Here is a 22,123-nt window from a genome sequence, read left to right on the forward strand (position 1 = left end):
TCGCTGCTTATGCAGTGAGGTTTTTTTTGCAAATTCAATATCTTCCTATTCCAAAATTCAGAGCTGCTTATGAAATTTGCTGCTGAACGTGTAATTGATTACGCCGGTGGCAGCGGCGTGTCCGTTGCGTCTCTGGCATCGAAGGCTAGCCCGGCTGACCTAGATATTTCGCCCACGCCGAATGATATGGTGTCACTGTTGAATATGCCGCTGATTGAGATGGAAGGCGTTCACGTGGTGACGGCTGATGTGGTGAGCGTTGGCGGACTAGTGTTCGTGGGCCTGCGCGCGGCTCACAAAGTACGTGGTCAATGTCAGATTGAGGCAGCCGCCGAAGAGTCGCCGCACAAACTGAACTTCCATGTTCCATGCCCGCTCTGCGGAGAAGAGCATATCCTCAAGTGGGGCGGCCCCGATACTGGCTTTGGTATCAAGTGGCATCAAGGGAAGCCAGAGACTGCCCTTTATCTTTGTGAACACAACGGCTGCGTGATCGAGCAGCATGAACCTCACGATGAAAGCCGTGAGCACAGTATCAAAGATGTCGTTTGGGTGTGTGCTGAATCTTTGATACATCTCGATTTCGCAGATCAAACAGAAGACCAGGCGCGCACCTTTCATCCATCATTAATAGCGTTGTTAATTCTGACGCCCTTTTCTTAGTATTTTCCAGGCCTGGGTGAATAACACCATCAACAGTAGTGCGATGATTCCCTGCGAAATAGGGCGAGTAAATAGAGATCCCCAGTTATCCTGAGAAATCAGCATAGCCAAACGTAAGTTTTGTTCCGCCATTGGCCCTAGCAGTACTCCCAGCACTACTGGTGCAAGCGGGAAGGCTAGTCGATGGAGTAAATAACCGAGCAACCCAAAGGCTAGCATTACATAGAGGTCTGTCATGTTCCCTTTGACGGTGTAAACACCCACGGCCATGAGTACCAACGTCGTTGGTACCAAGAGTGCGGTGGGCATGCGCAAGACCTGTGCGAATAGGCGGGTGGCCACCATGCCGCCTAGTAACAGCAGTAGCATCGCAGTAAACAGCATTTGCCACATGAAACCGAAGACCACATCAGGCGACTTCGTAAACAGTTGTGGGCCGGGCTGAAGTCCATGAATCATCAGGGCGCCGAGCACTAAGGCAGCAACCAAATTGCCAGGAATCCCTAATGTTAGGGATGGAATCATTGCAGAAGCATTGTCTGCACTGTTACCTGATTCAGCTGCTGCAACTCCCACAGGATTGCCCGTGCCGAAAGATTCGGGGTTCGTGGACTTGCGCTTTGCTTCGTTATAACTCAGCAATGCTGCCAAATTGCCACCGGCACCTGGCAAGATACCTACACTAACGCCTATCAGCGACGAGCGAGTCCAAGTGCGCCAGTGCTGACGTATCAGTCCGAGTGCGTTGCCGCTAGCATCAACCTTGAAGCTTCCTGCATCATAGTAAGTCGCGTTGCTTTTCTCCGCCATCTCCAGTACTGGCGGTATCGCGTAGAGGCCGATGAGTACAATGATCAGGTCGAACCCCCCGCTTAAATAAAGCGAATCGAACGTATAGCGTTCCGCTCCACTGATTGTGTCAACGCCTACAAGGCCGATGATAACGCCCAACAGGGCGCTGAGCATGCCTTTGCTGATATCACTGCCCACCAATACGGCGATGCTTACAAGTCCGAAAACGGCTACCCAGAAATACTCAGTCGGCCCAAAGGCAAGCGTGACCTGTGCCAAAAGGGGGGCTAGCGTCATCAACGCTATGGCGCTAATAATTCCACCGATGGCGGACGACCAGCACGCAGTCTTGAGAGCCAGCCCGCCCTGGCCGTTACGTGTCATAGGGTAACCGTCGAATGTTGTCGCGATTGCAGCTGGTGTTCCTGGGATTTTTAGCAAGATGGCGGGAATGGCTCCACCGTACATTGAGCCGTTGTAGATACCTGCTACCAACCCTAGAGCAATTACAGGATCGAACCCATACGTCAGTGGGAGCATGAGAGCGATTGCCATGACCGGGTTGAGCCCAGGTAGGGCTCCGATCAAGATACCCACCAAGGTGCCGACGAAGAGGCTGACTACGGAGCCAAATTGCAAGGCCACAGGTAGTGCGTTGAACAGGGAATCAAACATATCGTGTAACCCTATTTAGGAAACCAGGAAAAATTCGACGGGCAAGGGTCGTTTTAGCACCATCGCAAAAAGCCCGTATAAGAGGATGATGAAGCCCACCGTAATACCTAAAACCACGATGGGGCGCCTTTCACCCAGTACCAGAGCCAGCAGGATGATGAAAAGGGTGCTAGTGGAGTAGAAACCCACGGTTGGCATGGCTAAGTAGTAGATCAGGCAACAGGCGACTGTCGCCATAAACCTTCCCGGATGATCGATTAAGGCGGCGGCGCTGCTCAAACCGCCATTTTGCTGCGTTTGCACCACGCCCTTAACGATCAGAGAAAGTGAGAAAAGGCACATCAGAATGCCAACTCCCATGGGCACGTAAGCGGCGCCGGCATCAAAGCCACTCCCCACCCAGACCACCGTGCAGCCAAAGATGAGGAAGGCGATGCCAGAGATAATATCTCTGAAGTTCATGAGCAAGTTACCGTCCATTCAGTCATGAATTAGTTTTTCTTAAGCCCAAGCTTTTCGAGTGTCTCTCCAATCGCTACGGTTTCCTGATGCAGACGCTCACGGAGCTCTTCACCACGTACGAGATTCAGCGTCTCGCCTTGAGATGTCAGGAACGCTTGGAACTCAGGATGCTCTACGGCGCTAGCTACGGCATCGGCGATGACGTTAACGCGCTGCTCATCCATACCCTCTGGTGCCAGCATCATGCGCCATAGCACTGTTTCCAGTTCGGGATGACCGAGTGCTGCTAGGCCTGATGCCTGGGGTAGTGCTTCGTTATCATCGGCTGAGGTCACGAGTAGGCACTTCGCCTTGCCATCCTCTACATAGGGAAGTGCGGGTGTGATGGAGCCACCGTAGATATCCACGTGTCCACCCAGGAAGTTTTGGAGGGTCTCACCAGCGCCGCCAAAAGGAATAGGGCGGGCCTCAATGTCATAGGCTTCAAAGATACGCTCTGCTGCCAAGCGCATGGTTCCACCGACCCCGTCATTGCCATAGGTATATTGACCGGGGTTATTCTGCAACTCGGCAAGGAATTCCTCACCTGTTTCAGCTGGAAAGTCGGGGGCTACACACATGGTGTAGGCACTCTGCGAAGTGCTGGTGATCGGGGTCAATGTCTCGTAAGAGTACTGAACACGCTGCATGTGCGGTACGGTAGTGATAGGACTATTCCAGGTAGAAAGCAGCGTGTAGCCATCGGGCTTGGCACGGGCAATCTGGTTGACCCCAATAGCACCACCTCCACCAGCGACATTAAGCACAGCAAGTGACTCTCCTAGTTCTTCCTGCAGGTACTGATTGAGCATGCGCGCAACGTTGTCAGTGCCGCCGCCGGCTGGTGCCGGTACGATTATTTCGATGGGACGATTCGGATAGTCGTCAGCCATGACAGGCATAGCGGTAAACGCTGATAGCGCAACTAAAGACGTAAGCTGTAATGTTTTCATTGTTAGTTACCTTTCTTTGAAATGCAGGGTGATGAGGTGTGCATTTAATGCGATCTCAAGCAGGTTGATCACCGAGCGTGACACGGTAGCGGAACCGCTCAGGCCTTCCGTGTACTCGTCGAAACTCGATGACTCTGCCTGCGGGATTGCGGGCAATGCGCTGGATGGCGGCGACCGGTGCCCCAGTGGCTAGTTCTAGATGCTTTGCACTGGCCTTGGTGGCGGTGCCGAACGACAGCTCGTCGGTTGCCGACGAGATCAAAATCCCGAATTCCTCCAGAAATACGGGATACAACAAAGGGCCCATCGCTTTTGGATTCAGCGACATGAGCCCGTTGAAATCGGGAAGACGTAGATAAATTTCTTCAAACAGCAGTGGGTCGCCTGACCAAAGGCGTACACGTTCCAGCTTTATACAGTGGCTGACTGATTCTTCGCCGAAGGCCTGCTTTACGTCGGCGGGAAGGGCGACTTCCTGATGACTGAGAATTCGACTTTCCGGAATAACGGGTACATCGGGATCTTCCACATCATGTACATGGAAAAAACGAAACAGATCGGCTCGGAAGGCGGGTTGCTTAACGAAAGTGCCGGTACCTCGCCGCCGATCCAGCAGCCCCTCATCGACCAGCTGCTTCAGGGCCATCCGCATAGTTGCTAAAGCAACGCCATACTCTTCGGCTAAACGGTTCTCCGAGGGAATCATGTCGCCTGGTTTCCACTCACCATTGGCGATCCTTGACCCTAATTGATCACGGAGTTTGGCGTACAGGGGTAATCTTCCGTCCGTATTAGCAGAGAATTTGGCTTGCATAGGGTCACCCAGTGGTTATCTTGATTTCTTGAGGTCATTGAAGACCCGTGTATACTTCCAGTCAACCAGTTCTCTAGAGAACTAGACTTATGTATAACAACTTAGGGATACGAAATCCCCAGTCAGAACGTAATGAGGTGTCAAAAGTGAAATTAGGTTTTGATTGTCATGCTCATGTCTACGGGGCTGTTAAGGAAGCCAACGGGTCTAACTACAGTCCATCCCGTCCTGCACCACTTTTGAATTGGCAAGAAAACTTAGAAAGCTGCAAATTAAGAGGCGGGGTACTGGTGCAACCGAGCTTTCTGGGAAACGACAACCGGCAACTGCTCGAAATTCTCTCTAGGCTTAATCATGCGTATCGAGGGGTCGTGCAGCTAGCCAAGGAGACGACGCTAGAAGAGATAGCCGCCCTTGATGCTGCAGGTGTTGTAGGGGTGCGATGGAATCTCATTGAGGGGCGCAGCGCATTGCCAAACCTCAAGGATCCTCAATGGATAGACTTTCTAGATAATCTTAAAGCTATGGACTGGCATCTTGAGCTGCATCTGGAAGGGAACCGGTTACCTGAAATTTTTCCAGCATTACATGAGCATGGCGTGAAGTTAGTCATTGATCATATTGGGCTGCCAGTCGACGACGTTCCTATGCAAGACCCAGGCTGTCGTCTTCTGCTTGAGTCAGGACAGGCAGAACGAACCTGGGTGAAGCTCTCAGCCCCTTATCGTTCCCCTGTGTTTGACCTCCGACCGCATGTCCAGGCATTGTTGCATCATCTTGGACGTGATCGGTTAGTGTGGGGCAGTGACTGGCCATGGACGCGCCATGAGAATAAACACACTTACCGCGATACTTACGGATGGCTCAATGACTGGGTTAGAGATGCTGATGATCGCCAGCACATTCTTGATGCGAGTCCTAGAGCCCTGTTTCGCCTGGGTGATTCATAGCGAGGGTATACCAACTGCTAAGAGGGCTGACATATGACTCGGATTGGAAGCAGGGGGATATCCACTTCGAACTGGAGCCCGTTACTGAAGGGGAGATATCACAATGAGACAACGTGACGAATTCGTTGAAGAAATGAAAGCCAGGCTCGACGAGTGGAATGCTGATATCGATAAGCTCACCGCCAAGGCTCGTCAGGCGAGCGACGAAGCGAGGGTCAAGTACCAAGAGGACATCGAGCGACTCAAGAAGCGCCAGGCGGAGACTCAGCAAAGGCTCGATGAGCTTCAGCATGCCAGCGAAGCGGCCTGGGAGACTGTCCGCCAAGGTATGGAAGACTCGTGGGAGTTGATGCGTAAAGCCTTCCGGGATGCCTCTTCTCGTTTCAAGTAGCTTATTCAACTAACCATGCGTTTCACTTAAAAAAGCCTGAACAGTTAGCTGGGGTCGCGGCCCTCTTGTGGTTGCGACTCGCTGCCTTCTTGGAGACGCTCGATGGACGCATTTCCCTGCTTTGCCAGGGTTGCCAGGCGGTCGATCTGCTCATCCAGGCGGGGTAGGGCCTCTTGCCGATAGCTTGATAGATCGTCGATGGCGCCCATCACTTCGCTGAAAGCCTCCTCAAGTACTTGCATATCGAGCATTGCGGAGGAGGCCCGTTTCTGAATGTCTACGCCTTGTTGCCGAAGAGCCTTCGCGGTTCCACCAATCATCTGCGAGGTGGTCGTATTGAGGGCTTCGATGCGATCCAGCACCAGGCGCTGATTAGCCATTGCCATGGCCACCGTGACCGCGACGGTGAGCGCCGAGACGGTGACGTTAATGGCCCTGTCCACGCCGCGCATTAACTCTCGGTTGTTGCGAATAATCACTTCTAGCGCCAGTACGCCTTGCTGACTCACCGCCAGTTGTTGCTGGAGGTCGACAATGCGCTGACGCAGTGGAAAGAGCAGTTCTTCCTCAAGAAATTGGCGCCGCGGATCATCGCCATCGCGAGCGGCGATCTCCTCCTGCAGGCGCCGATCGATCATGCGCCCCAGCGCAATTTGGCGGTTCAGCTCGCCAAGGATTTTAGTTAACGCCTGCTGGTCATCGTTCAGGGTGAGGTTGTCACGATGCAGCATGTCCCGTCCGCTTTCCAGATCCTCGATGATCGCATCCAAGGCCTGCTGGGTATTCTCGAACTTGCGAAAGTAGCGCTGCAAGCGGCTATCCAGACCCGGAATGACTGCCAGAACGCGATCCAATGTAGTCGGCGCCAAGCGATGGCGAGCGGGGTCGAGCCCTTCCATGCGCCCGCGCAGATCGGTCAGTGCCTTGGCGACCGGCCCGCCTTCGTCGCCCTGGTGGGCCAACTTACGCAGCGGTGTTTGCAGCATGGCGCTGCGATGGGCAGCCTGCTGCTGCAGTTCAAGGCCCATCTCATCCACGGCACGGCGCTGGCGAACTACTGACTCCTCATCACCTTCGGCGAGGATATCCTCGACAAAACGGTCGGCCATCGCCTCAAGCTCAGGGTCGATATCACGCTCATCGGGGGTTACCGATTCAGCCTGACTTGCACCCAATCGACTAGCTCCCAACTGGTCAGCGATCTCGTCCACCGGTGGCAGGGAGAGGCGTCGTTTGTCATCGGATTGCTGAGCCATAGAGATCTCCTGGGCTATAAAGCTATTAAAAATGCAATGAAATAAAACGGTTTAAATACAACAGAGTGAAAATTGCACATTAGCATTGCCTGTCAGCTTAATCCTTGCGGCCATAACGATCGGCTCCTTCGACGAAGCGGCGCAGATCTCCCAGCGCTTTTTCGGTGGTGACCGACGCCTGGGGGCGAGCCGTCTCGATGCGCGCCATGGAAACAGCGGTATCGTCGAGCACGGTCAAGGCGGATTCGATGCGGGCAGAGAGCTTGTTCAGCCGGTGCTCGGTCTCCACTAGCAAATCGAGGCGGCGCACCAGGGCAGCACGCTCTTCATCGCTTAATCGTTTGCCCTCCCGCTCCAGTCGGCCTCGTACGTAATTACCGTCCACGCTAACCACACCACGTGCCTGGGAAGCCATGGTCGTCAACGTATCCACCGCGCCGAAACAGACTTGAGTGACCAAGCCTTGCGAGCGCTCGAAAGCCAGCTCGCCAGTATGGAATCGGTCGCCTAGTACGTCCATCACATGGCGGTAGCGGCTGTATAGGCGGTCTGTCAGGATTGCCAAGTCGGGACGGTGCACATCGAGCAAGTTCTGCTTGGCCCGGCACATGGCCAAGACTAGATCGTCGGCCCCCACGGGTGGCCTTGCGGGGTCGAGCACCGACACACCCGTTTCATAGGCGTTGCGCTCCTCTTGAGCACGGCGCTGCTGTGCTGCGGCCTCTCGTTGAGCCTCATGGCGACGCACGCGGCGGCGGGCCAGCCAGCCGCGTAGCGTTCGCTCGATAGGAAGTGCTACAGGAATGGCGACGATGCCTGTCAACCAGCCAAACAGGCTGGGGCTGAAACCACCCCACAGGGAGGTCAGCCATAGCAGCATGCTGATGAAGGGAACCACTAGGCAATAGCGGGCGATTACCTGGAGACGACTGGTAGTCGACACTGGAAGCGCCAGGCCAGGATTGAAGAGGCCGACCAGTAGCCAGGGCAGGCAGGTCATAAACAGGCCATAGGAAAATCCCTGCAGGAATCCCAACATAGATACGGCTATCCTTCAGTCATGGAACGCAAATATTGTGTTTAGAATAACTGAGATAGGTCGCTAAGCACCAGCTGGGTAACTACAGGCTATTGGCTGGCTGTGAACTGCTATTTAACCTTTCTCTTAGAAATTATCCCCATCTTTTTAGCAAGATAACTTCTACAGAAATTTAACAGAAGCTTTACAGTTTAATTGCCATTTGTAACCGTATCGACTAGCTTAGTTACGACGGGTGCGCTAAAAAAACCCTAATGCTGGCTTACTCAATCGTTTCTGAACACCACTGACTGCGGCTTGGCTCACTTGGTGCGCTCCAGTTTCAGCCCAGTCAATTTGGGTTAACCAGCAAGGAGGACATCAAATGTCGATAACATCAGAAAAGCAATTACCCGAAGCAGTAGCGGCCTGGCGTGATCCGGAAATGGACTCGGTGAAAGGTACCGAGACACCCAAAGATCCGAACAAAGGTTACATTGCCTTACTTGGATGGAGTATTAACGCGATTAAGGCGGCGCAAAAGTTTGACCGTCGCTATATCGTCGTTGCTCCCGAATGGGCTGAGGATTTCTGTGCTGCGAACAATATACCGTTCATTTCCTGGGATTTTATTCGCTTGAATGATCGTTCCATGGAGATTGCCGAAAAGTTGAAGGCTGAAGGCGTAGACGTCGCCATCCCACTGTTTGAAGAAACCGTTGAGTGGTCAGGTGCCATCAACTCCGTGCTTCTCGACAGCCCACGCATGTTTGGTCAGTCTATTCTATTCCGTGATAAGGCCTTGATGAAGCGCCGTGCCCAGCTTGGCGGTATCCGCGTTGGGATATTTGAAGAGGCGCACGAAAAAGAAGACATCGTCCGCTTTATGAAGCGCGTCAATCAAACGCTGCTCAAGCTTGATGGTGATCCGGATGACCCGATACACGTCAAAGCATTCGATAAAGCCGGTTGTCTTGGCCACCGGATGATCCGAACGTTAGAAGAAATTGATAACATTCCGGATGAAGAGTATCCGCTGCTGATGGAGAGTCACTTGAGCGGCTGGGAGTTTGCCGTTGAAGCCTGGATACACGATGGCAAAATTCAGTTCCTGAATATTTCGGAATACGTGACGTTAGGCTACTCGGTGTTCGTGCCTGCTACCCAGGAGCTTGAGAGCTGGCGCAATGCGATCACCAAACAGATCGAGCTGTTGATCAAAACCTTCGATATCCAGTTCGGCTTGATTCACCCCGAGTACTTCGTGACAGCTGACGGTGAGATGTACTTTGGCGAAGTTGCCTACCGCCCACCCGGCTTCAAAGCTTTCGAACTGATCGAAAAAGCCTACGGTTTCAACGCCTATCAAGCGTCAATGTTGGTGTTCGACCCGAAAAGCACGAAAGAAGAAGTAGCGGCGTTCTTCCCCCGCGAAGTAGTCGATGCGAAGGGTTACGCAGGTTGTTTCGGTGTCTACCCACGCCGTCGTGTTGTCAGCAAGCTGGAAATGCCCGAAGAGACGATTAATCACCCGTACTTCGAGTCACACGAACTGGTCGCACCGGCAGAAGAGACAGTGCCTGACCGGTCTGCTTTCGGGACTCATTGGGGGCTCATCTTCTTCTTTGGCGACGATCCCATCAAGATGCGCGATCTGCTAAAAGCCCAAGAGGATCTGGACTTTTACGTCTAACGTTCGATAGCGCAATACGCTGAGTTATGGGCGCGTATATAAGTGTCAGGGGTACTCCATAATCCCGATACTGATATACGCGCCCTTTATTTTGCCAACGCTGTGGGAGTGGCCCCACCAAAAGGCCAAGGTAATTATCCCAGGCACGATTTAATAGGCAGCAGACAGCAAAATGATGACGCCTACACCAGTAAGCAGGAACCCGCTGATTTGGCTAATCCGTTCTGCTTGGGGGAGTAGCTTCTCTGCTAGAAAATAAAGGGCTAGTCCTGCCATCCAAACTAGGCTCATAATGCCGCCGACAAACATCAGCAGCATCAAGGCCCAGCAGCAGCCGGTGCAGTAGGCGCCATGGCGGAGCCCCATGATCAGCGCTCCGCCGTTGCCTTCGCGCCATTCGGTCATCAGAAAGCTTAAGGGCGAACGACACTTGTTCAGGCAGGCCTGTTTAAGATCACTGAACTGGAAAGCACCTGCGGTTACCAGCAGGGCGCCTCCAAACAGTGGGGTGACGTGGCCCATGGATGAGCTTAACAGCGCACTCTGCTGCAATGCCCATTGCATGACGGCGGCTGCCACCGCAAACGCCAGCCACACGGCAAGGTAACCTGCTATGAAAACCCAGGTGGCTGCGCTGGCACCTGCCTCGCGTTCGCGCTGCTGGTGGATGCGCAGAAAAGTAAGCAGCATGGGGCTAGCGCTGGGTAGCATCATGGCCACCATCATCACGCTCCACATCACAGTGGCCGTGACCAGCACGCTCATGCCGTCGTCGCCTGTGCTGGCCATCTCCCCATTCATCGGCATTTGCGCGTGCATGCCGTGCATAATCAGGTAACCCCACGCCAATATTGCCACGGTTATCAGTGCTAACCAGGTCAGTAAGCGTTCCCGGGCATGGAGAGTGCTCATCGTCAGTTCCATCGCCAATGCCCCCTCAAGACCCGCTGTAAGCGAAGGGTGAATAAAACGCACTGCGTTCGCTAAGATCAATGTTGATGCCGTAAGCACGGTGCAGCAATGATTGCGACTTGGCCACTACCAGAGACTCGCCCGGCGCTACCGCCAACGGGTGATGATGAATGGTCACCTCAGCGCCGTTCTGGCCCTCCAGGGCGGTAATTTCCGTGTTGGCGGATTGGCCAAGTTTCAGATGTCGATGCCCCTTTTCCACTTCAAACTGGATGGGAAGGTGTTCTACCGCGAGCACCTCGCCGATAAAGGTGGCCAACAGCGCCGGGTGGCCACCGGCCTGGCCGCCGAATATGCGGCTTAGCGCTTCCTGTTGGGCCTCGTCTGCCCGCTGGTCGATATACAGCACGACTTTCCAGTTTCCCTCGGCCATGGGGCCGGGGGAGTGCAGGGCGATAGCCACATTCCTGTCGCCGAGATCCACTGCCTCGAACTGGCCTTGAGTAATGTGCCAGCCCACCAGGGCGGTACATTCACCCTCGGTAGGGCTGCCGAGGTAGATACACGGGCAGGCACCTTTGCAATTGCAGCTTTCGAGGTAGTCGCCTTTCAGGCTCCATTGGGGATTCATGTCGTCTCCTCCTAACGTCGTTGGATGGCTTTTGTGATATTTCTTTTTGGGTATCTCTTGTTATAGCGCTGAATCGCTCGCGGGATGTGAGGAACTGATGAGAATTACGTGAGAATTGCATCTGAGTGTCATCGTTCGGCGCGCAACTACTGTGTCGGGTGGTATTTGTAGCTATGCTGAACTCAGGTATCAGCTAAGCCTGACACGTAGAGAAACCAGCCATGTGGCAATGGACGTCGGATTTGACGACCAACCGGGCCTATCAGGGTTTCGTTGGCCGCACTAATGAGCTTGATACTCTTCGCGGTGTGCTTGCGACGGCAGGGCCTCGGGTGGCGCATGTCTACGGTATTACCGGCATTGGTAAGACGGCGCTGCTGGACATATTGGCGGCCGAGGCGGAGGACGCAGGTGCTAGCGTCATCCGACTGGACTGTCGCCACATAGAGCCCACCGAACCTGGATTTTTACATGCGCTAGGTGTCGCCATTGGGGATGGCGGATCGGGGGTGGATACGCTGGTGGAGCGATTGGGCCTGCTGAGCCCCACAGTTCTTCTCGCGCTGGACACCTACGAAGTGTTCAGGCTGCTCGATACCTGGCTGCGTCAGGTATTTGTCCCGTTGTTGCCGGATAACGTACGCATCGTCTTTTTCAGTCGCCAACGCCCTCTGGATGTCTGGTTTTCAGCGCCGGGCTGGGGGCGCTTGGTTCAGAGTGTGCCGGTACAGCCGTTGAGCCCGACGGAGGCTCAAGTGCTCCTTAACTTGCATGGCATACAAGAGGAAGACGCGGTCTCCCTGATCCGGGCCGCCCATGGTCATCCGCTGGCGCTGAAACTGGCGGTCACCGCCAGCCGGGAAAACCACGCCCGTTCGTGGCCGCAAGAGACGGTGCTACAGCACGCGGTTGATGAGCTGAGTCGGATGTTTCTTGCCGATGTGGAAGATTCGGCGAGCCGACATGTGCTGGAGGGCGTCGTGGTGCTACGCCGGGTGACGGTCTCTCTGTTACAGGCATTGTTTCCGGAACTAGATCCCCAGGATGCCTACGAGCGGCTGCGCAGGTTGCCTTTTGTGGATGGCATGCATGACGGGCTGATTATTCATGAGGCCGTGCGTGATCCGCTTGCCCGCTCCCTGCATGCCAGCGACCCTAGCCGCTACCTGGACTATCGTCGGTCGGCCTGGCGACAGCTGGTCAGCGAGTCGCAATCCGCGGCCAGCGACGATCTCTGGCGCTATACGGCGGACATGCTCTACCTGATTGAAAACCCTGTGGTGCGGGAGGCATTTTTCCCCACTGTGACGGCGCTTCACAGCGTGGAAGCGGCACAGCCTCAAGACGATGAAGCCCTTACCGGGATTGTGCGTGCCCGTGATGGCCGTCAGGCCAGCGAGCTTCTGCTGCAATGGTGGCGGCGTATGCCCCAGGCGTTTTCCATCGTGCGGGGCGTGACCGGGGAAGTAGAAGGACTGTATTGCAAACTGCGCTCCGACCAGGTTGAGCCCAGTTGGTTGCTCAATGACCCGGTGACCGCCCAGTGGTATTCCCATCTTGAACAGTCGCCTATGCGGTCGGGCGAGGTGGCGTTATTTTGTCGCCGCTGGCTAAGTCTCAAGGAAGGCGATTCACCCAGTGAAATACAGGCGGCTATCTGGCTGGATCTTAAGCGCAGCTATATGGAGCTGCGCCCTGGGCTGCGGCGGGTCTATCTTACGGCGACCGATCTTGGCGCCTACCGGCAAGTGGCGCAGCGGCTGGGGTTTGAAGTCCTTGGCGGATGGGAGGTGGAACTGGATGGCGTTTGCTATCCGAGTGCGGTGCTCGATTTCGGGCCGGCATCTGTGGATGGCTGGCTGGCGGAGCTTGCCGCGGCCGAACTGGGCATAAAGCGTGATCCTGCCTTGTTAGATGTCGAAGCCCGGCAACTGATGTTGGCGGAAGGCTTCGTTGCGCTGACGCCCCTTGAGTTCGGTGTCATGCGCTATTTGGTCGAACACCAGGGTAAGGCAGTGTCCCGCCGTGAGCTGTTGCAGCATGTCTGGGGTACCCGATATCAGGGAGGCAGCAATGTAGTTGATGCCATTGTACGCACCTTGCGCCGCAAACTTGGCAGCCAGTCTGCGCGGATAGAGACGTTGACTGGAGTGGGTTATCGGCTGAGATAAGCGATTATCTTCTATCAGGTAAGTGGTTACTCATACGTAGTTTCTCCTGGGAAAACATCAAGGTTTGCTGGCCCCTTGGCGTTATCGGTCAATGACTCCTATGTTGGTGGAAAGACACGGGAGGAATAATAATGGATGCACTAGCGAGAAAACTGGGCCTTAAAACGGATCCCATCATTTTTTTCACGTCCGCAGGGATCATGATCCTTTTTCTTGTGGTGCTACTGATTGTGCCGGGCCCCATCGGGGTAGCCTTTGGTGCCGGGCGGGAATGGATTGTTACCAATCTTGGCTGGTTTTTTATTTTAGGGGTGACGAGTTGGGTAGCGTTTCTGCTGTGGGTGGCGCTTAGCCGGTTCGGGGCGATCCGCTTGGGGGGCAATGATGCAAAACCTGCCTACAATAATATCTCCTGGTTCACCATGCTGTTCGCAGGTGGCATCGGAACGGTGCTGATGTTCTGGGGCGTGGCCGAACCTATTTCCCACTTTTCTAATCCACCCAGGCCGGATGTTGTGCCTTTCTCTGTGGAAGCCGCCGACGATGCCATGAGTTTTTCGATCTACCATCTGGGGCTACATACCTGGGCGATTTTCGCTATGCCCGGCCTGGCTTTTGCTTACTTTATTTATCGCTATAATCTGCCGATGCGTTTTAGTTCAGTATTCTATCCGCTGTTAGGCGAGCGCATTTATGGCCCTCTCGGCAAATCTCTGGATGTATTCGCCATACTTGGCACCCTGTTTGGCGTAGCGGTCTCTATCGGCCTGGGCACCCAACAGATCAATGCGGGGCTAACGGAGTTGTTTGGTATTCCAGATGCCGTCATCACCAAGGTGTTCATCATTGCCATACTGACGGCTGTCGCTGTGGGATCGATTGTGGCGGGGCTGGATTCAGGCGTGAAACGGCTTTCTAATATCAATATCGCCATGGCCGTCGGCCTGTTGTTGTTTGTGCTCTTTACCGGGTCGACCGTTTTCCTTTTGCGCGCTGTGGTCGAAACCTTTGGTCTCTACATAACGAACCTGCTGCCCATGGCTTTCTGGAATGACACGCTGGCAAGCTATTCCAGGGATGGCGGCGCCTGGGGGTGGCAGGGTAGCTGGACGGTATTCTATTGGGCCTGGACAGTGACGTGGTCGCCTTTCATCGGGATCTTTGTGGCGCGAATTTCACGCGGGCGCACAATCCGCGAATTCGTCCTTGGTGTGCTTTTTGCCCCCTCTATCTTCACACTGGTTTGGTTTGCAATTTTTGGTTGGTCGGCAATGGAGATCGACGGGATTGGGCCCGATGCTCGAGAAGCACTGGGAGAGCAGGCCGGTATCTTGTCTGCCGCCGTAGGTGAAAGCATCCCCCTCGCTATGTTCGCCTTCTTCGAGAGCTTCCCGGCCGCTACGTTAATCCAGGGCTTGGCTGTTGTGATCGTTGCGATCTTCTTTGCCACGTCATCAGACTCTGCGTCCCTGGTTGTCGATATGCTGTGTACCGGCAGTGCGGATCCCGGACCATGGCATCAGCGTGTTTTCTGGGGTGTTTCGGAGGGTATGCTGGCAGCGATGCTGATTGTGCTTGCTGGCGAGGCCGGGCTTACTGCTTTGCAGGAGGTGATTACCGTTGTTGGCCTACCGATGTTCATTTTGGTGTTTGCAATGATGTTTGCGTTATACCGCGGCCTGTCCCAAGAAGATCTTAGCGAAGTGCAGGTGGGGCGCCCGCCCAGACGTGAGGAGTTAGCGCCGGATGAGTAGGTAAGCGGTGGATCAGAACTATCATAAGCAAATTTCCACGCTGAGGAGTTCGCTCAGTTGCTGCTGAGAAAGCCGCCTATCAGCCATGTAGTAGAGTATGTCACCATCTTTGAGTGGGTGGTCGTTGATGGGATTGAGCATATTACCTTCGCCGTCGTCACTGCTATTAGCTAGCCCCAGTACGGTGGCGTTATAAACCTTTTTCGCTTGCATAAATAAGTCGCCAAAGGTGGCGCCGGCAGGCGGTTGGCTTAACCTGGTTTGGTATTGGGTAGCGCCACGATCAACCGCGAGTAGTTCGTTGACGACCCGTGAAATTCCCGCATCAGAGGCTGAGCGTACCAGCATTTCCAACGCTAAGGCCTGGGTGCATTCGATGCCGGGCAAAGTGCGCCGTAACATCGCTGCGGTGTCGGGATTGGCGCAGTGGGCAACGATATGGGCGTTTTTTGCTTTAAGGCTGTAGGCACTTAGCGCGACGGTGGCAACTCGGTCATCGCTGGTGTCGTAAATGATGATGCGGCTGGCGCTTTCGACACCCGCTCGCTTGAGAAGCTCGGCATTGGAGAAACTTTCTCCTTTAATAAACTTTAAATCCGCAGGGCGTGGGTTGCTCATCTCTTTGGTAACGCAGAGCACGACTTCATCCGGCAGGCCCTTATCGGCTTTAAGAATGTCCAAAATGCGCTCGGTAGTTTCGCCGTGCCAGCCAATGACAAGGGTGTGACCGGACAAGTGGCTGAAATCGCCTTTACCTTGCATTTGTAATCTCCAAAAATTTGAAAGTGTGACGGTGGCTTTACCGATCAAGGCAGCGAACAGTGAAATGCCGCCTGGAATGAGATAGATCGTAGCGATCCACTTCCCGGCCACGGTTGTTGGGCTGAAATCGCCGAAACCTACGGTGCTAGAAACAACGACATAAAAATAAACCCAGTTGGTAGCGGAGTCGGCCACCGATTCGCCGACCAGTGAGAAAAGCATCCAGGTGGTGCCCATATGGGCGAGCACAATAAGAAGCAAAAATGTCCACGAAATTTGTAGCGTAGAGGCTTTAAGAACGCGGAGCAGTCGCTGAATAACAGGCATGGTGGTCTCTTACGGTGATGGTGTGTCAGCCCAGTTTTCGGCATGGGAATTGAGTGATGATAAAAGAGTGACCCGGTTCCTTCGCTGTCGCTGGCCCTATCATCACCTTTAAAATAAAAATGAGCTGTTGAAGCGAAACAATACGCGCCTGCTAGCGTACTCGTAATAAACAAAAGGGCCGCTATTCGCGACCCTTTCATATTTGCTAACTGGATTTATTAAGCAAAGTGTTTGGCAATCCAGGAAAATGCGCTATCGGTTAGCGATTTTTTACCGTGGTGTTCTCGGTGCTGGCTCCATACCATGCCACCTGACACGACCGCTAGGCTCATCAACATGCCAGCAAGGATAAGTTCATTCATGGCTTATCATCCTCATCTGAGGTTTTATCACGCTCAACGTAACCATAGCCGAAAGACCCTACAAAGATCAAGATTATACCTAGCCCCACACCGAGCCAAACGTTATCGGTATTCAGGCTGGGGTTAGTGACTACCCAGCCAGCAGTGAAGCAAGTAGCGACCACAATGACCCCAACGTTGCGAGTCGCCTCTAAAAACTGTTGACGAGTCGCTCGGGCGCCGATTCTACGGCGATGGGCCGAGGCCCTGCGTTCTTGTAAGCTTTTCGTTAGCCTGGCACGCAGGGCCTCTTGTGGGTCTTTACCGCCATGAGGTTCTTTCAAGCCATCACCTGCCATTAATCCAGCAAAATCAACGTGAAAATAATGTGGTATTAAAATCCTGCCTTATTCACTTGGGTGCCGCGTATGCAGTCACCGTAGACCATGGTGTCGCCAGCCTTCTCTGCCAGTTGGCGACAGTCTGCGGTTCTTGATGAAGTGGGGCCTGAACTGCAGCCTGCAAGTATAAAGGTAACCTGGCAAAGGGCGATGAGTGCTTTCATTGATGACTCCTTGTCAGCAAATAATCCATTCGACATTTAACCTTATAGGCGTTGCATGTGTCGATGTAATGCGAGGGAACATCGTGCTTAACCTGAATGTCATAGCTGAAGTTTTATTTTTTAGGATAAGCATATGGATCGTGTATTTGCATGGGATCACCACCACAGTCAGATCGTTTACCGCATTCCCGGTCATCAGTATGAAGATGGCCGGGAAGATAGCGCTCTCTCTCCCGTATGGCTGCCCGCGGAGGAATCAGATTTACCCGAGGGGGTAATGGTTGAGGATCTGCGCAAAGTATCCGTTAAGGAGTAGCCGCGGCGTGTTCTGAACAGCTGCTTTGCGCGCTATTCAACGCTTTCAAACAGAGGATTTTCAGGCGTACAAAATAGATTGTGTTTGGCTAGTGATCGGCTAATATGCGGATGTTAGTCCCACCATCTCTGGATATGCCGCCATGTTAAAAGGTTTGATCGTCTGTTTTGCGGTATTGTTTGCGCAATTGGCGGTACTGCACGTGATTGATGCTCGTATCTATAATTCTCCTCAAGATGCGCGTCAAACGGCGGTAACCTCCGTTACACCACATAAAGATGAAAAAGAAGACGAAGAAGAGGTGCAAAGCTAAGCAGTGGTTATCCTCGATCCGGTTTTTGAAGCCGGTGAAGTATAACCTAGCCTTGCTAGCAACCCTTTGGCGGCGCTGGGCGTCGCCAAAGGGGCGGTTTGAACGATCAATAAGTAGAATTTTTTTCATCTTTTGGTGTCCAAACGAAGTGCTTAACAAGCATAGACAATGCTTACAAAGCGGTTTTAACGTTGAATAACCATTGGTGAAGGGGAGTTCTCGATACAGACAAAGGCTTGCGTCTGGAACTCGGTAACGGCATGCTTGTCAGTTGTTGGAAATACCATTAGGGAGCATGAACACATGGCTTACAACGATTTACGTACGGCACGTCCTCAGTCGAGTGGCGTTGCCAATAGTGTTAGCACTAACAAGGTATTGCGTAACACCTACGCACTGCTGGCAATGACGCTGCTGTTCTCAGCAGTCACCGCGGGTGCTGCTGTAGCCCTCGGCATCCAACAGATGAACATCTTCGTGTTCTTCATTGGTGCCTACGGCTTAATGTTCCTGGTACATAAAACCGCAAATTCTGCGGCCGGCTTATTGGCAACGTTCGCCTTTACCGGCTTTATGGGGTTCACGCTTGGGCCGATTCTTTCTGCCTATCTGACTCTGCCTAATGGCGGTGCGTTGATTATGAACGCGTTGGCCATGACCGGTCTGACGTTTGTTGGTCTTTCCGCGGTAGCGCTAACCACCAAGAAAGACTTTAGCTTTTTGAGCAACTTCTTGATGGCGGGCGCCATCGTGTTGATTCTGGCCATGGTGGCTGGGTTCTTCTTTAACATCCCGGCGCTTTCATTGATGGTGTCAGCTGGCTTTGTGCTGTTTGCTTCAGCAGCCATTCTGTATCAAACCAGTGAGATTATTCATCGCGCTGGTGAAACGAACTACATTCTCGCTACGGTGACGCTCTACGTATCCATCTACAACCTGTTTGTTAGCCTGTTGTCGATTTTGGGTATTATGAGCAGCGATTGATCTAAGCAACCGATAGACGATATGACAGGCCCTATTGCTAGGGCCTGTCTTTTTTTAGGGTAACCGTTACCAGGTATTATCATGATGCAGTACGGCTTATTGGTGATGGGCGCGCCGTATAGCAGCCCAGCACCGCACTCTGCATTGCGTTTTGCCCATGCCGTTCTAGCGCGAGGGCATCAGATTGCCGGTGTTTTTTTCTATCACGACGGCGTTCATAATGCATCATCGCTGATGGCTCCTCCCCAGGATGAACTCAACCTCAGAGAAGCCTGGATTGAGCTGCATCAGCAGCATGCGATTCAGTTAGATGTCTGTATTGCCGCTGCGTTGCGGCGAGGATTGATGAGTGAATCGGAAGCACAGCGACATGGCAAGCAGGCCTTTAATGTAGCACCTCCTTTCGAGTTGACAGGGCTAGGGCAACTGCTTGAGCTACAGCAACGCGCTGATCGCCTGATTACCTTTGCTTGAAGGAGAGCCAATGGCGACACCTGATGCGCTATTAGTGATAATTCGCCACGCGCCCCACAGCTCAAACTGGTTACGTGAAGGGTTAGATGCCGCACTGGTGGCGGCGGCCTTTGGACAACCCGTGAATTTGCTGTTTATGGGGCAGGGTACAATGGCACTGCTGAAAGAACAGGGCAGTGGTGCGCCGGGGCAAAAAGCCACGCTGCCCACCATTGATATGTTGGAAATGTATGATATTGACAAGCTTTGGGTGACCGAAGAAGCGCTGCAAGGGATGCATCTATCCGCCGATGCACTGGTAGAGGGCATCACCCTGATAGCGGATCAGGAAATACCAGGGCTGTTACAGCAGCACACCCAGATACTTAACTTTTAGGCCTAGTGAGAGAATTATGATCTTACACATCCTCACCAAAGCGCCTGATAGTATTGTCGCTACTCAAATGCAGCAAGCGATAGGGGGGCAGGATGCCGTGCTGCTGATCGAAGAAGCGGTAACAGCTGCCCTTGATCCCTCCTGGCAGGCATGGCAGCAGTGTCAGTCGCGCATATTCCTTCTATCGGAAGACCTTATAAGCCGCGGGTTTGCCAGCATTGCCACGGATAATGAGCTGCCCACACTAGAGATGGATGGCTTTGTGGCGCTCACCGAGCAGTATGAAAAGACAGTTACCTGGTACTAAGATGTCTGACACGAAAATATACCGTTATCTTGATTCGCAAAAAAAATATCCACTAGACCCAGAAGGATATCTGGTTAACCAGTCAGAGTGGGACGAATCTGTCGCTCATTTAATGGCTGAAGAAGAGGGTTTAACACTTACCGCTGAACACTGGGAAGTTATCAAAGTCGTGCGAGCATTTTATCAGCGTTACGAAATGGCTCCGGCGATGCGACCGCTTGTGAAAGCAACCAAAAACGCACTGGGTGAAGAGAAAGGGCGTTCTATTTACCTGATGCAGCTTTTCCCCGGCAGCCCGGCAAAGCGAATTGCCCGCTTGGCCGGTTTGCCGAAGCCTACCAACTGCCTATAACCCGTGTAAATGGCTCGCTGGTTCTCGAATAGCTTAGGCCACATCACCGCGCGTACAGACCGACAAAACAACGGCATCGTCTGGACTAGTGGATACCAGTGCATGGCCCATATCACTATCAAAATAGATGCTGTCGCCCTCAGCTAGCACTAATGGGGCGTAAAATTCGGTGTAGAGCATAATATCGCCATGCAGCACCATCAAAAACTCTTCGCCATCATGGCGTACCCACTGGTGATACTCGTCAAAGCTGCGTGCACGTACGATGGTTTTGAAGGGAATCATACGTTTTTGGGCGAGTTGATGGCCCAATAATTCGTGCTCGTACGTGGGCGTGGGGTGCAGTTGCCCTTTGCCTTTACGAGTTAGATCGCGCCGCCCCATGGTATAACGTTCCCGCTTGGGGGGCGTGAGCAATTGAGGCAAGTCGATGTTGAGCCCGGTAGTGAGTTTTTGCACCACGCTAAAGGTGGGGGAGACTTGATCGTTCTCAATTTTAGACAGCGTTGAGCGGGCCAGCCCAGTGCGCTGGCTAACCTCTTCCAACGTCCACTGATTAGCGAGACGAATTTGTTTGAGCCGCTCGCCTAAACGCAACGGCTCAACAAAGGGTTTGCTTCCCGATGCAATACGCAGCGCGGCATGCTCTTCAGTCGTAGCGGTCATAGGTCGTCACATTGGCTGCGTTGTCTAACGGTGCGTGTCTATAGGCGCGCGTAAACGAACATCATATCACAGCAAAGAAGCGGCTAAGAACGGCTGGCAGAAGCAAGAGCGCTGACGCTTGCTTAGGGCACTTCAGCAAACGGCAGCCCCAACAGCGCTTTTAGATGTGCCTCAACGCCACTTGCCAGCGACTTCGGGTTATAGCCGCCTTCAAGCACCGATACAATGCGATTATCGGCATACAGGGTGGCGATCTCCATGGCTAGATGGGTAATCCAGTAGAAGTCTTCATCCTCTAAACAGATATCCCCCATGGGGTCATCACGGTGAGCGTCGAAACCCGCGGAGAGCATCACCAAGTCAGGTTTAAAGGCGTGCAGGGCAGGTAGCCAGTGGTTTTCGATGATGCGCCGGAACTCTGGGCCATCGGTGCCCACTTCAAGCGGGGTATTCACAACGTTTTGCCACTCGCTGCGCAAATAACGCCAGGGGTAAAACGGATACTGGAAGCTGGTGCAGATCAGTATCTCAGGATCATTTTTAAAGATATCGATGGTGCCATTGCACTGGTGAACATCAAAATCCAGTATAGCGATACGCTTGGCACCATATTTGGCTCGCGCATGGGCCGCCCCCACGGCGATATTATTGTAAAAACAGAATCCCATCGCGTCGCTGGCTTCCGCATGGTGGCCTGGTGGTCTAACCGCACAAAAGACGTTATCCGCCTGACGCTTAAATACCTGATCTACCCCACGAATAACCGCTCCCGCTGCAACCCGTGCGGCTTGTAAGCTGTCAGGATTCATCATGGTATCGCTATCTAGCGTAACGATGCCTTCGGTGGGCAAGCACTTCTCTAGGGAGCGCAAATGGCGCAAGGGGTGTACTCTGGCAAGAGACTCCTCGCAGGCTGCCTTGGCATCGGCCTGCATGGTTTGCTGTAATAACCCAACAAGCGATAGGCGAGCGCGAATAGCCTCCAGACGCTGAGGGCTTTCAGGATGCTCCGGCCCCATGTGGTGCAATGAGCAGTCTGGGTGGGTAAGGTAGGCGGTAATCATTCCAACGCTCCATTATCATTGATGCCACCTTAATCGCCTTCAGGGCCTGGGCGACAGTGTCAATAAGTCGTACAGCCGCGATTCATGTCAGGGGAGACGCAT

27 protein-coding genes are annotated in these 22,123 nt (G+C 53.4%); 13 read left to right on the forward strand and 14 right to left on the reverse strand.

What is annotated here, in order from left to right:
* Nucleotides 1–69: 69 nt before the first annotated feature.
* Nucleotides 70–663 (forward strand): phage terminase large subunit family protein, encoded by a 594-nt coding sequence (locus HALTITAN_RS17200; protein WP_009287852.1) that lies wholly within the window; start codon nt 70–72, stop codon nt 661–663.
* Here HALTITAN_RS17200 and HALTITAN_RS17205 read toward each other — a convergent pair.
* The 4 genes from HALTITAN_RS17205 to HALTITAN_RS17220 are packed head-to-tail and all read right to left on the reverse strand — an operon-like array spanning nt 640 to nt 4,398.
* A complete protein-coding gene (locus HALTITAN_RS17205; protein WP_009287853.1) occupies nt 640–2,130 on the reverse strand; it encodes a tripartite tricarboxylate transporter permease in 1,491 nt (496 codons plus the stop codon). The two genes, HALTITAN_RS17200 and HALTITAN_RS17205, sit on opposite strands and share 24 nt — an antisense overlap.
* Before the next feature lie 15 nt (nt 2,131–2,145).
* On the reverse strand, nt 2,146–2,592 hold the full coding sequence (locus tag HALTITAN_RS17210; RefSeq protein ID WP_233973973.1) for a tripartite tricarboxylate transporter TctB family protein: 447 nt from the start codon (nt 2,590–2,592) through the stop codon (nt 2,146–2,148).
* A gap of 29 nt (nt 2,593–2,621) precedes the next feature.
* Nucleotides 2,622–3,584, reverse strand: coding sequence for a Bug family tripartite tricarboxylate transporter substrate binding protein (locus tag HALTITAN_RS17215; protein ID WP_009287855.1), 963 nt, complete (start codon nt 3,582–3,584; stop codon nt 2,622–2,624).
* Nucleotides 3,585–3,639: 55 nt separating this feature from the next.
* A complete protein-coding gene (locus HALTITAN_RS17220) occupies nt 3,640–4,398 on the reverse strand; it encodes a GntR family transcriptional regulator (RefSeq protein WP_009287856.1) in 759 nt (252 codons plus the stop codon).
* A gap of 89 nt (nt 4,399–4,487) precedes the next feature.
* On the opposite strand from HALTITAN_RS17220, the gene HALTITAN_RS17225 reads away from it, so the two are divergent.
* Nucleotides 4,488–5,348 carry an amidohydrolase family protein gene (locus HALTITAN_RS17225; protein ID WP_009287857.1) on the forward strand — a complete coding sequence of 287 codons (861 nt, stop codon included), beginning with the start codon at nt 4,488–4,490 and terminating at the stop codon, nt 5,346–5,348.
* Nucleotides 5,349–5,451: 103 nt separating this feature from the next.
* Nucleotides 5,452–5,739, forward strand: coding sequence for a sll1863 family stress response protein (locus tag HALTITAN_RS17230; protein ID WP_027959459.1), 288 nt, complete (start codon nt 5,452–5,454; stop codon nt 5,737–5,739).
* A 44-nt stretch (nt 5,740–5,783) separates the two neighbouring features.
* On the opposite strand, the gene HALTITAN_RS17235 is transcribed toward HALTITAN_RS17230, so the two are convergent.
* Nucleotides 5,784–6,995: a toxic anion resistance protein gene (locus tag HALTITAN_RS17235; RefSeq protein WP_009287858.1), complete on the reverse strand. Its 1,212-nt coding sequence runs from the start codon at nt 6,993–6,995 to the stop codon at nt 5,784–5,786.
* 97 nt (nt 6,996–7,092) lie between these two features.
* Nucleotides 7,093–8,034, reverse strand: coding sequence for a hypothetical protein (locus tag HALTITAN_RS17240; protein WP_009287859.1), 942 nt, complete (start codon nt 8,032–8,034; stop codon nt 7,093–7,095).
* Between the two features lie 364 nt (nt 8,035–8,398).
* Between HALTITAN_RS17240 and HALTITAN_RS17245 the strand changes: the two genes are divergently transcribed.
* Nucleotides 8,399–9,706 (forward strand): ATP-grasp domain-containing protein, encoded by a 1,308-nt coding sequence (locus tag HALTITAN_RS17245; protein ID WP_009287860.1) that lies wholly within the window; start codon nt 8,399–8,401, stop codon nt 9,704–9,706.
* A 150-nt stretch (nt 9,707–9,856) separates the two neighbouring features.
* On the opposite strand, the gene HALTITAN_RS17250 is transcribed toward HALTITAN_RS17245, so the two are convergent.
* Both HALTITAN_RS17250 and HALTITAN_RS17255 read right to left on the reverse strand, forming a co-directional pair.
* Nucleotides 9,857–10,618, reverse strand: coding sequence for a DUF2182 domain-containing protein (locus HALTITAN_RS17250; protein WP_051052103.1), 762 nt, complete (start codon nt 10,616–10,618; stop codon nt 9,857–9,859).
* Nucleotides 10,619–10,643: 25 nt separating this feature from the next.
* Entirely contained in the window at nt 10,644–11,249 is a 606-nt protein-coding gene (locus HALTITAN_RS17255; protein ID WP_039859884.1) for a DUF1326 domain-containing protein, read from the reverse strand.
* A 221-nt stretch (nt 11,250–11,470) separates the two neighbouring features.
* On the opposite strand from HALTITAN_RS17255, the gene HALTITAN_RS17260 reads away from it, so the two are divergent.
* Nucleotides 11,471–13,420, forward strand: coding sequence for a winged helix-turn-helix domain-containing protein (locus HALTITAN_RS17260; RefSeq protein WP_009287861.1), 1,950 nt, complete (start codon nt 11,471–11,473; stop codon nt 13,418–13,420).
* Nucleotides 13,421–13,551: 131 nt separating this feature from the next.
* Nucleotides 13,552–15,174, forward strand: coding sequence for a BCCT family transporter (locus tag HALTITAN_RS17265; protein WP_009287862.1), 1,623 nt, complete (start codon nt 13,552–13,554; stop codon nt 15,172–15,174).
* A 21-nt stretch (nt 15,175–15,195) separates the two neighbouring features.
* Here the strand turns inward: HALTITAN_RS17265 and HALTITAN_RS17270 are convergent, their stop codons facing one another.
* The 4 genes from HALTITAN_RS17270 to HALTITAN_RS25615 all read right to left on the reverse strand — a co-directional run bounded on the left by HALTITAN_RS17270 (nt 15,196) and on the right by HALTITAN_RS25615 (nt 17,169).
* A complete protein-coding gene (locus HALTITAN_RS17270) occupies nt 15,196–16,263 on the reverse strand; it encodes an ion channel (protein WP_039859887.1) in 1,068 nt (355 codons plus the stop codon).
* 218 nt (nt 16,264–16,481) lie between these two features.
* On the reverse strand, nt 16,482–16,625 hold the full coding sequence (locus HALTITAN_RS25695) for a hypothetical protein (RefSeq protein ID WP_159176800.1): 144 nt from the start codon (nt 16,623–16,625) through the stop codon (nt 16,482–16,484).
* Nucleotides 16,622–16,948, reverse strand: coding sequence for a hypothetical protein (locus HALTITAN_RS17275; protein ID WP_141224391.1), 327 nt, complete (start codon nt 16,946–16,948; stop codon nt 16,622–16,624). Before HALTITAN_RS17275 ends, HALTITAN_RS25695 begins: the two co-directional genes overlap by 4 nt.
* Nucleotides 16,949–16,998: 50 nt before the next feature.
* Nucleotides 16,999–17,169, reverse strand: coding sequence for a hypothetical protein (locus HALTITAN_RS25615; RefSeq protein ID WP_161575204.1), 171 nt, complete (start codon nt 17,167–17,169; stop codon nt 16,999–17,001).
* Nucleotides 17,170–17,302: 133 nt separating this feature from the next.
* On the opposite strand from HALTITAN_RS25615, the gene HALTITAN_RS17280 reads away from it, so the two are divergent.
* From HALTITAN_RS17280 to HALTITAN_RS17305, 7 genes are all read left to right on the forward strand, one after another.
* Nucleotides 17,303–17,485 carry a hypothetical protein gene (locus HALTITAN_RS17280; RefSeq protein ID WP_027959445.1) on the forward strand — a complete coding sequence of 61 codons (183 nt, stop codon included), beginning with the start codon at nt 17,303–17,305 and terminating at the stop codon, nt 17,483–17,485.
* Between the two features lie 142 nt (nt 17,486–17,627).
* Entirely contained in the window at nt 17,628–17,798 is a 171-nt protein-coding gene (locus HALTITAN_RS25765) for a hypothetical protein (protein ID WP_022523446.1), read from the forward strand.
* Nucleotides 17,799–18,101: 303 nt separating this feature from the next.
* Nucleotides 18,102–18,782, forward strand: coding sequence for a Bax inhibitor-1/YccA family protein (locus tag HALTITAN_RS17285; protein WP_027959444.1), 681 nt, complete (start codon nt 18,102–18,104; stop codon nt 18,780–18,782).
* 84 nt (nt 18,783–18,866) lie between these two features.
* On the forward strand, nt 18,867–19,256 hold the full coding sequence (tusD, locus tag HALTITAN_RS17290; RefSeq protein ID WP_027959443.1) for a sulfurtransferase complex subunit TusD: 390 nt from the start codon (nt 18,867–18,869) through the stop codon (nt 19,254–19,256).
* Between the two features lie 10 nt (nt 19,257–19,266).
* Nucleotides 19,267–19,632 (forward strand): sulfurtransferase complex subunit TusC, encoded by a 366-nt coding sequence (gene tusC, locus HALTITAN_RS17295; protein WP_027959442.1) that lies wholly within the window; start codon nt 19,267–19,269, stop codon nt 19,630–19,632.
* Between the two features lie 16 nt (nt 19,633–19,648).
* Nucleotides 19,649–19,939 (forward strand): sulfurtransferase complex subunit TusB, encoded by a 291-nt coding sequence (gene tusB, locus HALTITAN_RS17300; protein ID WP_027959441.1) that lies wholly within the window; start codon nt 19,649–19,651, stop codon nt 19,937–19,939.
* A gap of 1 nt (nt 19,940) precedes the next feature.
* Nucleotides 19,941–20,291, forward strand: coding sequence for a TusE/DsrC/DsvC family sulfur relay protein (locus tag HALTITAN_RS17305; RefSeq protein ID WP_022523451.1), 351 nt, complete (start codon nt 19,941–19,943; stop codon nt 20,289–20,291).
* Between the two features lie 33 nt (nt 20,292–20,324).
* Here the strand turns inward: HALTITAN_RS17305 and HALTITAN_RS17310 are convergent, their stop codons facing one another.
* Nucleotides 20,325–20,957 (reverse strand): helix-turn-helix domain-containing protein, encoded by a 633-nt coding sequence (locus HALTITAN_RS17310; RefSeq protein WP_009287864.1) that lies wholly within the window; start codon nt 20,955–20,957, stop codon nt 20,325–20,327.
* Between the two features lie 122 nt (nt 20,958–21,079).
* Nucleotides 21,080–22,021: a histone deacetylase family protein gene (locus HALTITAN_RS17315; protein ID WP_009287865.1), complete on the reverse strand. Its 942-nt coding sequence runs from the start codon at nt 22,019–22,021 to the stop codon at nt 21,080–21,082.
* Nucleotides 22,022–22,123: the final 102 nt, after the last annotated feature.

Origin of the sequence: Vreelandella titanicae BH1 (genome assembly GCF_000336575.1) — a bacterium.
GTDB classification, from domain to species: domain Bacteria; phylum Pseudomonadota; class Gammaproteobacteria; order Pseudomonadales; family Halomonadaceae; genus Vreelandella; species Vreelandella titanicae.